Below are 10,599 nucleotides of genomic sequence, written 5' to 3'. Positions count from 1 at the left end.
TCCGCCGTCGGATCTCACCGCGGACGGAATTGCGCCGCCCCGAGGGCCGGCGGGAGCCAGCCCTCGGGGCGGCGCAATTCCGTCCGCGGTGAGATCCGACGGCAGATGTCGATGACCTCGGCGGGGGTGGGGCGGGCGGCCGGATCCTTCTTCAGGCACAGCCGGGCCAGTTCGGCGAGCTCATCGGGTACGCCGGACAGGTCGGGCTCCGCGTGGACGATGCGGTAGAGGGCGGCGTGCGGGGTGCCCTCGCCGAAGGCGGGCCGGCCGGTGGCGGCGTAGACGGCGACCTGGCCGAGGGCGAAGACGTCGGTGGGGGGCAGGCACGGGGCGCCGGAGGCCTGCTCGGGGGTCATGAAGGCGGGGGTGCCGACGATGACGCCGCTGCGGGTGAGCGAGGTCGCGTCGGCGGCCCGGGCGATCCCGAAGTCGATGACCCGCGGTCCGTCGGCGGCCAGCAGCACGTTGGACGGTTTGAGGTCGCGGTGCACGATGCCGACGCTGTGGATCGCCTGCAGCGCCTCGGCGATCCCGGCGACGGTCAGCGCCACGGCGGGCACCGGGAACGGCCCGTGCCGGCCGACGGCCGCCTGGAGGGAGGGCCCGGCCACATACGCCGTGGCGAGCCAGGGGCGGTCCCCATCGGTGTCGCTGTCGATGACCGGGGCGGTGTAGAGGCCCTGCACCTGCTGGGCGGCGTGAACCTCCAGTCGGAACCTGCGGCGGAACTCGGGGTCCCCGGCCAGGTCCGGCCGGATCACCTTGATGGCGACGGGGCGCCCGCCGGGTGTGTACGACAGGTACACCGTCCCCATGCCCCCCTCACCGAGGCGGGCGGCGATCCGGTACCCCGCGACGGTGGCCGGATCACCGGGCGCCAACGGCTGGAACACCGGGATCACCCGCTCAGTCCGCATCGAACCCCCCCTTTGACGACCGGTCCACCCCCGCACGCCGTGGCGGGTCGCGCCGATGCCCGCCGCCGGAGGGGGGCGGTTCGCGGGACCGGGCCACGGCTGCCGGGGGCGACCGATGTGGTTCTGGGGATATGAGCATCGGGCACGCCGGCCGTCGACAGCAAGGGCGTGGACGGCCTGGGTGCGTCGGTGCGACACGTCGGCCGAAGCACCTGGTCGCGCCCCACGAAGCGGCGCCCCTGGGGCGGCCACCCGCGTCGGGACCGGACCGGTGGCGGCCGGGCGTGGCTCGCCCGACGTGCGGGTGCCGCGCCCCGCGCGCACGCTGGACCATGGACGCACGGGGACGTCGCCCCGGCCGGTTCCCGTGGTGCGGCCTCCCGGAGTGACGCACCCGAGGAGCACTGATGGCACGCACGGTCGACGCCGTCGTCGTCGGTTCCGGTGTGAACGGCCTGGTCGCCGCCACCGAACTGGCCAAGGACGGCTGGTCGGTGGCCCTGCTGGAACAGGGCGACCGGCTCGGCGGCTTCATCGCCACCGAGGAACGCACCCTGCCCGGCTACCTGCACGACACCTACTCCTCCTGGTACCCGCTGTTCGTGTCCGGAGGGGCCTACGCCGTCCTCGGCGAGGACCTGCACCGACACGGCCTGGAGTACCGCAACGGCGACGGCTTCGTCACCGGCACCGTCACCGACGACGGCCGCGTGCTCCTCGTGCACCGCGACGCGGCCATCACGGCGGAGGCGTTCGGCGAGGCCGAGGACAGGGCCGCCTACCTGGCCATGCTGGGGCGCTTCCTCGACAACGCCGACGCCATCGGCGGCATGCTGAGCGGCGAGCCCCGCTCCCCAAGGACGCTGCGGCACATCGCGAAGCTGGTGCGCCGCGAACGGTTCACCGGTACCGAGGCCTGGCTCCGGTCCGCCGTCACCAGCGGACGCTCCTACTGCCGCGGCGCGTTCCGGGGCGACGAGGCGGACCTGCTGTGGGTGCCCTGGCTGCTGCACGCGGGGCTGTCCCCGGACCACGCCGGGGGCGGCCTGCTGCTGCCCGTGCTCGCGGCCTCGCTCCACGGCTACGGAGTGCCCGTCGTGGCGGGCGGCGCCGGCAACTTCGTCCGCGCCTTCGAGACGCTGCTCGGGGAACTCCACGTGGACGTCCGCACCGGGTACCCGGTGGAGCGGCTGCTCCTCACCGACGGCAGGGTCACCGGGGTCGCCGGCGGCGGTGAGCACATTTACGCCCGCCGTGCCGTCCTCGCCTCGGTGACCCCGACCGCGCTGTACGGGGAACTGCTGCCGCAGGACGCCCCGGTGCCCACCGTGGTCCGCGACCAGGCCCGGCGCTACCGCTACGGCCGCGCCGCGATGCAGCTCCACGTCGCCCTCTCCGCCCCGCCCGGCTGGAACGACGACCGGCTGGCCGGCATCCCGCTGTTCCACCTGAGCGACGGATCGGCGAGCACCGGGATCGCCTGCGCGGAGGCCGAGGCGGGCCTGCTGCCGCGCCGGCCCACGGTGGTCGTCGGCCAGCAGTACGTCCTCGACCCGTCCCGCGTGCCGGAAGGCGCCGCGTCACTGTGGATCCAGCTCCAGGAACTGCCCTTCGCGCCCGTCGGCGACGCGGCCGGCGAACTCGACGTCGGCGGCGGCTGGACGGAGGCACTGACCGAGGGCTACGTCGACCGGGTCCTGGCCCGGGTGGCCCGCCACGCCCCCGACCTGCCCGGCAAGGTGCTCGCCTGGGACGCCGTCACCCCGGCCGACCTGTGCGGGCACAACCCCAACGCGGTGGCCGGCGACCCCTACGGGGGCTCGGCCGAACTCGACCAGAGCCTCCTGTGGCGACCGCTGCCCGGCGCGCCCCGGCACGCCACACCCGTCCCCGGGCTGTGGCACATCGGCGCCTCCACCCACCCCGGCCCCGGCCTCGGCGGCGGCTCGGGCCACCTCGCCGCGCAGCAGCTCATCCGCGGCCCACGACGACCGGGGCGCCACTGACCGGGGGAGTTCTGGCACGTCGTCAAGCACGCCGGGATGCTCCCGGAGCACGTGCCCACGCCGTGACCGGGGCGTACCGGCGCGGCCCGCCCGGCTCGCCGGAGCCGGACGGGCCGACCCGACCCGGCGCGGTCAGACGGCGGAGTCGTCGCCCTCGGCGCGCTCCTCAGGGACGAGCAGCACCGCGATGCGGCTGGTGTGGGCGATGGCGTCGCTGACACGGGGGTTGAAGAAGGCCGCGACCGAGCCGCGGTGGTGGGGGCTGACGACCAGGAGGTCCGCCTTGAACTGCTCCGCCGCGGTGGAGATCGCGCCGGCGATCTCCTGCGTGGTCACGTCGCGGACGAGCTCACCGTCGGCCTCCGCCACACCCATGGCGTGGAGCGTGGCGACGGCCTCGTCGACGACGGCGCCGGCGTCGGAGTCCTCTTCCAGGGTCATGACGGTGTCGAACGCGACCGTCGAGGCGAGCACGTGCACGACGTGCACCGCGGCGCCGGTCAGCCGGGCCATGTCCCCGGCCGTGCGCAGGGCGGACTGGCGGGAGGGGCTCGAGTCGACGGCAACCATGATGCGCTGGTACATGGACATCTTTATCTCTTCTTCCAGGGCTGAGCAGGGGTTCGCGCACTCAGTAGACGCCTGCGGTGGTGGAGTTCCCCTGACCGGCGGTGTCGTACGGCGTGAACATTCCGTTCACAGTCTGCGCCGACCGGTGGCGCCGTCCGCGGCGGGGGGTGGTGCCCCTTGAGCCCGGTGGCTGCCGTACCCTGCGCCCCGTCAGCCGGGCAGCTTCGCCGCGAGGACGTCGACCGGGGTGATGACGGGCGGCACGGCGAACAGTTCGTCACCGAGCGCCTCGATGCGCTGCCGCACCTTGCCCCGCAGGTGCGTCTCGCGGTCCTCCTCCGTCTCGAAGGCGTCGAAGATGCGGAAGGAGGAGGGCCCCGGGCGGAAGGCGAACCACGCCAACGTCCCCGGCTCGGCGTCGACCAGCGTCTTGGCGTCGACGAGGAAGCGGACGACCTCGTCCTCCCGGCCCGGCCGGGCCTCGAACTCCACGAAGAATCCGTACGCGGGCATACCGGTGCTCCAGGTCGCAGGAGGGACGGCCGCTCGGGCCGCTGGTGAGGGCGACGCTACCCGGCCGGCCCGGCGCCTCCCGCGAAGCCGGCCCGGCATTTCGCGGCGTCGTTCCGTGTGCCTCGGGCCTGCCCTACGGGGCGGGAGCCCGGATAGGCTCGCGCCGTGGCGACCGAGCGGCCCGACGCGTCCGGCCCCGGCCGGCGCCGGCCCCGTGATGTGGCCGCACTCACCGCGTGGCTGATGGTGATGGCGCTGGTGCCGCTGGGCGTCATCGCCCTGCTGCTCTGGCCGTTCGGCCTGCTGCCCGGTGCGAGCACGGCGCCGGTGGTGACCGCCCTGATCGGTGGTGGTGCCGTCGCCGACGCCGCGCGGGAGCGTCCTCGCCGCTGGGGCGTGGCCGCCGCGGTCGGTGCACTGGTCGTGGCGGCGACGGGAGCGCTCGGCTTCACCGTCGCGCTGCTGGTGTCCCCGCCCGCCGCCGACCTCGCCCTTCAGGCCGGCATCCTCCTGGGACTGCCCCCGGGCGCGGGGTTGTTCACCTGGGTGGGCAACCGGAGGAACCCGCCCGCGCCGGCCGCCGCGGCCGGCGGGTGACGCGGGCGGAACCCGCTGCCGGGGCGGTACGTCACATCGGCAGGGTCCGAGGGGGGCCCACTGCCTTGGGGAGGCGTCATGAGACCGCTCGTGCTGGTGGGTGCCGTCTGTCTGCTCTTGGGATCCGCCGGATGCGGGGCGCGGACGGTGTCCGCGAGGGACGACGACGGTGCGGCCACCGCGCGCATGCGGGAGGTCGCCGAGGCCTGGGAGGGCTCGGAGGCCGCACGATCGTGGCGGGAGGGCTTCTACCCGCTGGAGGACGTGGTCCGGCTCCCGGACAACGCCTTCCGCACGGACGCCGACAAGCAGGCCTACCTGACCCGGAACTTCGAGCACCGTGGGGTGCTGCCCCGCACCGAGCAGAAGGGCCGCATCCGCTGGGCGGACGGGACGTCGACGCCCGTCACGCCGATGACGGCACGGGAGGCCTACGACGGGCTGGACGAGGGGCCGGAGGGCCGCGCGGACCCGCTGACCGTCACCAAGGCCACCTTCGGCGAGATGACCCTGCTCACCAGCCGCGGCGAGGCCCGCGTCCCCGCCTGGCACTTCACGCTCGACGGCTACGACACCCCGCTGGTGCGTGCCGCGATCAGCCCCGCGCGGCTGCCGGGCGCGCCGATCGCCGCCCTCTCCCAGGCCACCGATCCGGGGATGCCGCTGCACGGGCTGCTGAAGGTCGCCGAGGACGGCCGGAGCGTCACCGTCCAGGCGGAGCACGGCGCCTGTGACGACGGTCCGGCCGTCGACGTGCTGGAGACCCGCGACAGCGTGGTGCTCCGCGGCATGGTCCGCGGCGCGGACGACGGCCCGTGCACCGCGCAACTGCTCGTCGATCCGGTGACGGTCCGCCTGGAACGGCCGCTCGGCGGGCGGATCCTGCTCGACGCCTTCACCGGCGGGCCCGTGGAGCTCGGCGGGCGGTAGACCTCCGCGTACGACGACGGCCGCCGCGCCCCGAAGGGCGCGGCGGCCGTCGCGTGGTGGCGGTGCGGCGTCAGGCGGCGCTCCTGCGCCGGACGACGACGATGATCACGGCGCCCAGCCCGAGGGCCAGGAGCGCGGAGCCGCCGAGGAGCAGCGCGCCGCCGGCGCCGGTGAAGGCGAGGCCGCCGCCGGAGTCACCGCCGGAGGACGAGGAGCCGCCGTTGCCGGACGTGCCGGCGGAGCCCGACTCGTCGTCGCCGGAGGCGGTGGGCTCCGGGGTGGCCGACGGGCCGCCGGAGGAGCCCTGCGAGTCGTCGCCGTCGCCGGTGCCGTTGAGGACGATCCAGGCGGTGTTGTTGGACTGCTCGGGCTCGGCCGGGTTGTTCCACGTCGGCAGGGCGATCTTGCCCTTGGCGTTCTTCACGACCTTGTCGATGCGCAGCTCGAACGGGAAGCTCAGCTTCGCGTCCTCCAGCAGCGGGGTGTCGACCCAGCACAGGTAGCCCTTGACGCCCTCGTCGATGGTGGTGAAGTTGCAGCCCTTGGGGCTCTTGGTCACCTTCGCGCCCTCGGGCACGGCGACGGAGAAGATGATCGGCTCCCCGCCGCTGCGCAGAGCGCTGATCCAGGCCGGACCGTCGTTGCGGAAGCCGATCTCCGCCTTCACCGTGTCGCCGGCGTCTCCCCGGGCGGAAGCACCGGTGAGCACCAGGTCGTACGTGTTGCCGCTGGGCAGGTCGAGATCGGTGTAGCGCGTGTAGTCACCCGCGGGGGCGCCGGGGATCTCCTCGAGGGTCAGCGGCGCGCCGGTACCCGGCGTGTAGCCGTCGTTCTCCAGCAGCGCCTCGGCCTTCTTCGCGCCGACCGCGGAGAAGCCGTAGCTGAAGCCGTCCCTGAGGGCGAACGCGGCCGTCTTGACCTTCAGCGGTTCGGACAGGGTGTAGGCCGTGCCGGCCTTGTAGGTGCCGGAGAAGGTGCAGATCGCGTCGGTGCCCTGGTAGAGCAGCGACCCCTCGGTGGTCTGCTTGTAGGCGCAGTTGCCGTAGCTGTCGGGGAAGCTCAGCCCGCGCGAGCCGTGGAAGTGCAGCACGGTGCCGTCGGCCGCCATGCCGCCGACGTTGCGGAAGCCCACCGGCGCCTCGTACGTGTCGCCGGCGGCGAGGCCCTTGGGCTCGGACAGGGTGCGGCCCCGCAGTTCAGGACCGCCGACCAGCACGTCGATGGTGAGGGGCGCGAAGTCGACGCCCTCGCCCTCGCCGGTCACCTCGATGGTGCCGAAGTCCCCGGCCGCGCTGTCGGCGTCGACCTTCAGGCGGATGTCGCCGATCTCGTTGTAGGTCTCGCCGGCGTTGATCTCGCTGCCTTCGCAGACGGCGGTCAGGCCCTTCGCGCCGCAGGGCAGTTTCACGGCGGCGACGCCGTCGAGGCCACTGGCATCGATCTTGATCGTGTACGGGCCCTGGTGGACGACCGGGATCACCCCGTCGTCGCCGGGCTCGTCGCTGCCGGGCGCGGCGAGCCGCAGGGTGACCTGGGGCTCGTCCGAGTCCTCGCCGTCGCTCTGGAGCGACAGGTCCACGTGGCTCTTGCCGGTGATCGTGACCGGCAGCGGGGCGCCGTCCTCGGCGAAGGCGGAGGAGGCGGGGCCGAAACCGGCGGCCAGAGCGGCGGCCGCCACGAGTCCGATCGCTGCCCGGAAGACGGATCTGCGGACGGGACGTCTCATCAACGTTTCCTTGTCGGATGTCACGGATGTCGGAGTCTGCGGCGTGCGCCGCCCTGGGCGCACGTCTTTGAGACCGTCCGGCCATCCGCACCGTTGTGCGCGGGAAGATCACAGAGCGGTCACGGATGGGGCTGCCGTGCCGCAAGGGATCCGTGTGTGCCGGGACCAAAGCCAAATAAGCCGGTAAAATGCATGTTTTATGGTTTCCGGGTGACGGAATAGTTGCCTCGGCATACGGGGTTGCATCCTCGTACGCGATCCGCACGACCACCACCACGGTCCTCACCTCTGCCCGGAGGCCTCACCCCATGACGCTCACGACGACCGACCTGCCCGCCCGGAGAGCCAGCGGGGCGGTCGTCCCGGTACTCGCCTTCGCGGGCATCGTTGTCGCGGTCATGCAGACCCTGCTCGTGCCGGTCATCAAGGACCTGCCGCAGCTGCTGCACACGGCGCCGAGCAACGCGACCTGGGTGCTGACCTCCACCCTGCTCTCCGGCGCGGTGGCCACCCCGATCATGGGCCGCCTCGGCGACCTCTACGGCAAGCGCCGCATGCTGATCGCCAGCCTCTCGGTCATGGTGGTCGGCGCCGTGATCAGCGCCGTCACCAGCCAGCTGCTCACCATGATCGTGGGCCGTACGCTCCAGGGTTTCGCCATGGGCGCCATCCCGCTCGGCATCGGGCTGATGCGCGACATGCTGCCGCGGGAGCGGCTCGGCTCGGCGATGGCCCTCATGAGCTCCTCCATCGGCGTCGGCGGCGGCCTCGCGCTGCCCGGCGCGGCCCTGATCGCCCAGCACACGAACTGGCACGCGCTCTTCTACGCCGCGGCCGCTCTCGGCGTCCTCGCCATCGTCCTCGCCCTGGCCGTCGTGCCGGAGTCCCCGGCGCGCGCGAAGGGCACCTTCGACCTGCCCGGCGCGCTCGGCCTGTCCACCGGCCTGGTCCTGTTCCTGCTGCCGATCACCAAGGGCAGCGACTGGGGCTGGTCGTCCGGCACCACCCTCGGGCTGTTCGCCGCCGCAGCCGTCGTCCTGCTGCTGTGGGGCGTGATGGAACTGCGGGTGAAGGCCCCGCTGGTCGACCTGCGCACCACCGCCCGCCGCGAGGTGCTGCTCACCAACCTCGCCTCGATCATGGTCGGGGTCAGCTTCTACGTCGTCTCGCTCGTCCTGCCCCAGCTCCTCCAGCTCCCCGCCGCCACCGGTTACGGCCTGGGCCAGTCCATGGTCGTCGCGGGTCTGGCCGTGGCCCCGCTCGGCCTGACGATGATGTTCACCGCCCCCGTCTACGCCCGCCTGTCCGCCCGCTTCGGCCCGAAGACCACGCTGATCATGGGCCTGCTGGTGATCGGCGCCGGCTACGGCGGCGGCCTCGGCCTGATGGACGCCGTCTGGCAGACCGTCCTCACCTCGGTGATCCTGGGCGCGGGCATCGGCCTGGCCTACTCCTCGCTGCCCGCGCTCATCGTCGGCGCGGTGCCGGCCTCCGAGACCGGCGCGGCCAACGGCCTGAACACCCTGATGCGGTCCGTCGGCACCTCGGTGTCCAGCGCCGTGATCGGCATGGTGCTGGCCAACACCGCCCAGCACGTCAACGGCGTCGCCATCCCGACCATGCACGGCTTCCGCGTCTCGTTCCTCATCGCCACGGGCGCCGTCCTCCTCGGCCTGCTGCTCGCCCTCGGCCTGCCCGGACGGCGGACCGGCCTGCAGCTGCGCGCCAGCAGCGAGGAGGAGGCCGGCCTGGCGCGTGCGGAGGAGGTCCTGCGTGGTTTCCGGGGCCGGGTCGTGGGCGCCGGGGGCGCTCCGGTCGCCCGTGCCAAGGTCACCCTGATCGACCGCCGCGGGCGGCAGGCCGGTGCGACGCTCTCCGCGGAGGACGGCAGCTACGCGCTCGCGGTCCCGGCCGGTGGCCCGTACGTGCTCGCCGCGCGCGCGGCGGGGCACGGCCCCCTCGCCTCGGCGGCCACGCACGCGGGCGACGAGCGCCTGGTCGACCTCGACCTGGCGCTGCCCGGCGAGACCGTCACGGCCTGACCGGTGGCCCGGGTGGGGCGGGCCGCAGGGGGTCAGCCCCGCCCCGTCAGCCGCGACCCGGCGGGCGTACGCCGGTACAGCACCGTCCGCCCCGACCGGGAACGGGTCACGAGACCGGCCTGGTGCAGCACCCCCAGGTGGTACGAGACCGTGGCGGCGCTCAGGAAGTGACGCGCCGCGAGCTGCGTGGTGGACGCCGGCCGCGCCAGCGCCCCGAGCAGCCCCGCGCGGGTGGGGCCGAGGAGCCTGGCCAGTTCGGTGGAAGGGGCCGCCGGCGCGGCGGGCCGGTCCCGTACGGGATAGGCCACCATCGGCGGCCGCCGCCCGCCGCGCACCGGATCCACGACCACCCCCGGCGCCCCCGACACCAGCGACGGCACCACGACCACCAGCGGAACGGCGAGCCCCACCGAGAAACGGCTCTCGACGTGCAGCGTGCCGCCGGCCCACCGGATCCCGGGGTGCAGCGAGTTGAACAGCCCCGCGGCGCCCTGCCGGGCCAGCACTCCCGCGCACCGGTCGACCTCCGCGTCGAGCGCGGCCCTCGCGTCGGGCCAGTGCGGGGCGAAGGCGAGATCCCAGTACCGCCGCAGCTCCTCCGCCACCTGCCGGGCGACGTGCCCGCCGCCCCGTGCCATCGCGCGCCGCACCCCGGGCGGCAGCTCCGATCCGGCCAGCCCGTTGCAGGGGCGGCCTTCGCGCAACGCCTTCAGTTCGCCGAGCACACGGTCGGGCGGTGTGGCCCGCACCCGGTCCAGCTCCTCCTCGACGGTGGGCGACGGGCCGGACGGATGCGGGCTGAGGAAGTCCGGTACGTAGCCGCCCCCGTCGAGCGCCAGCTCCGACAGCAACGGCAGCCGCGCACGGCGCAGCACACGACGGGCGCGGCTCACCCACGGATCGGCTTCCGGTCCGGGGTGCAGGCCCCACGGCAGCAGCGTCGCCGAGACCTCGTGCAGCGGCGAGACCGCGAAGTGGGACCGGGCCAACCCGGCGGCGTCCACGGTGAGTTCGATCATCGCTGTCCCTGCTGCCCCTCACCCTGGTTCCTTCGAACGTGCTCGAATCGTGGCACGGAACCTCGCCGTGGCGAGCCCCCTTGGCGCAGTCTGATGGCCGACGGACGGCAGGGGCACGGAGGACACCGGAAAGCGGGGGTGTGCGTGATGCGGGCGATGCGCGGGGCCGGAAAGGCACGGGGGACGCGGAGGTCCGGAGCACGGGCGGCGGTGGCGCTGGCCGCCGCCGGCCTGCTGATGGTGGCGGGCACCTGCACGTCGTCGGCCCAGGACCGGGGC

Annotated in this window: 8 protein-coding genes and 1 pseudogene; 4 read left to right on the top strand and 5 right to left on the bottom strand. The window is 74.0% G+C overall.

Annotated elements, in window-relative coordinates; translation table 11 throughout:
* Positions 1-35: 35 nt before the first annotated feature.
* Positions 36-917, bottom strand: a pseudogene (locus PV350_RS39890) (serine/threonine-protein kinase); the annotation flags it as partial.
* Positions 918-1,324: 407 nt separating this feature from the next.
* On the opposite strand from PV350_RS39890, the gene PV350_RS39885 reads away from it, so the two are divergent.
* Complete coding sequence (locus PV350_RS39885; protein WP_499516122.1) at positions 1,325-2,923, top strand: phytoene desaturase family protein; 1,599 nt, start codon at positions 1,325-1,327, stop codon at positions 2,921-2,923.
* Positions 2,924-3,055: 132 nt separating this feature from the next.
* On the opposite strand, the gene PV350_RS39880 is transcribed toward PV350_RS39885, so the two are convergent.
* On the bottom strand, positions 3,056-3,514 hold the full coding sequence (locus PV350_RS39880; RefSeq protein WP_499516123.1) for a universal stress protein: 459 nt from the start codon (positions 3,512-3,514) through the stop codon (positions 3,056-3,058).
* Between the two features lie 189 nt (positions 3,515-3,703).
* Complete coding sequence (locus PV350_RS39875) at positions 3,704-4,006, bottom strand: putative quinol monooxygenase (RefSeq protein ID WP_499516124.1); 303 nt, start codon at positions 4,004-4,006, stop codon at positions 3,704-3,706.
* Positions 4,007-4,171: 165 nt separating this feature from the next.
* Between PV350_RS39875 and PV350_RS39870 the strand changes: the two genes are divergently transcribed.
* Both PV350_RS39870 and PV350_RS39865 read left to right on the top strand, forming a co-directional pair.
* The gene (locus PV350_RS39870; RefSeq protein ID WP_499516125.1) at positions 4,172-4,603 is read left to right on the top strand and encodes a hypothetical protein; all 432 of its coding nucleotides are present in this window, start codon (positions 4,172-4,174) and stop codon (positions 4,601-4,603) included.
* Between the two features lie 78 nt (positions 4,604-4,681).
* Positions 4,682-5,533, top strand: a complete 852-nt coding sequence (locus tag PV350_RS39865; RefSeq protein WP_500338329.1) for a hypothetical protein — start codon at positions 4,682-4,684, stop codon at positions 5,531-5,533.
* A 70-nt stretch (positions 5,534-5,603) separates the two neighbouring features.
* Here PV350_RS39865 and PV350_RS39860 read toward each other — a convergent pair whose 3' ends face one another.
* Complete coding sequence (locus PV350_RS39860; RefSeq protein WP_499516127.1) at positions 5,604-7,259, bottom strand: hypothetical protein; 1,656 nt, start codon at positions 7,257-7,259, stop codon at positions 5,604-5,606.
* A 308-nt stretch (positions 7,260-7,567) separates the two neighbouring features.
* On the opposite strand from PV350_RS39860, the gene PV350_RS39855 reads away from it, so the two are divergent.
* Positions 7,568-9,301, top strand: a complete 1,734-nt coding sequence (locus tag PV350_RS39855) for an MFS transporter (RefSeq protein ID WP_499516128.1) — start codon at positions 7,568-7,570, stop codon at positions 9,299-9,301.
* A gap of 32 nt (positions 9,302-9,333) precedes the next feature.
* Here PV350_RS39855 and PV350_RS39850 read toward each other — a convergent pair whose 3' ends face one another.
* Complete coding sequence (locus tag PV350_RS39850) at positions 9,334-10,320, bottom strand: ArsR/SmtB family transcription factor (protein WP_499516129.1); 987 nt, start codon at positions 10,318-10,320, stop codon at positions 9,334-9,336.
* Positions 10,321-10,599 lie beyond the last annotated feature (279 nt).

The sequence above is a fragment of the Streptomyces sp. PA03-6a genome, from assembly GCF_033792765.1.
Lineage (GTDB): Bacteria > Actinomycetota > Actinomycetes > Streptomycetales > Streptomycetaceae > Actinacidiphila.
The sequence above is the reverse complement of the archived record's forward strand: the minus strand, read 5'-3'. Positions and strand labels throughout refer to the sequence as shown.